Origin of the sequence: Vibrio sp. 1151_11, from assembly GCF_029478525.1 — a bacterium.
GTDB lineage: Bacteria > Pseudomonadota > Gammaproteobacteria > Enterobacterales > Vibrionaceae > Vibrio > Vibrio anguillarum.
The window spans coordinates 1-355 of record NZ_SHMN01000119.1 but is presented as its reverse complement, the minus strand read 5'-3'; the positions used below and the strand labels follow the sequence as shown (position 1 = coordinate 355).

Here is a 355-nt window from a genome sequence, read left to right as displayed (position 1 = left end):
TCGTTGTTATCAGTCAGCTTTCCAAATTGTTAAAGAGCACGATTTTCTAATGAAAACCATTTTTAAAAACACTATTGCTAGTGCGCTTAAAGATGGTGGAGCTATGCGGGATCGAACCGCAGACCTCTTGCATGCCATGCAAGCGCTCTCCCAGCTGAGCTATAGCCCCTTAATCTCTCTTAAACTGTATAAACCATCAATCTGTGTGGACACTCATCGGTGTAATCATCGTATAAGGAGGTGATCCAGCGCCAGGTTCCCCTAGCGCTACCTTGTTACGACTTCACCCCAGTCATGAACCACAAAGTGGTGAGCGTCCTCCCCGAAAGGTTAAACTACCCACTTCTTTTGCAGC

Annotated in this window: 1 tRNA gene and 1 rRNA gene; both read right to left on the bottom strand. The window is 46.2% G+C overall.

From position 1 onward, the window contains the following. Window positions 1-93: 93 nt before the first annotated feature. Window positions 94-169 (bottom strand) — tRNA-Ala (locus EXZ60_RS19030). A gap of 64 nt (window positions 170-233) precedes the next feature. Then, a 16S ribosomal RNA gene (locus EXZ60_RS19025) occupies window positions 234-355 on the bottom strand; the annotation flags it as partial.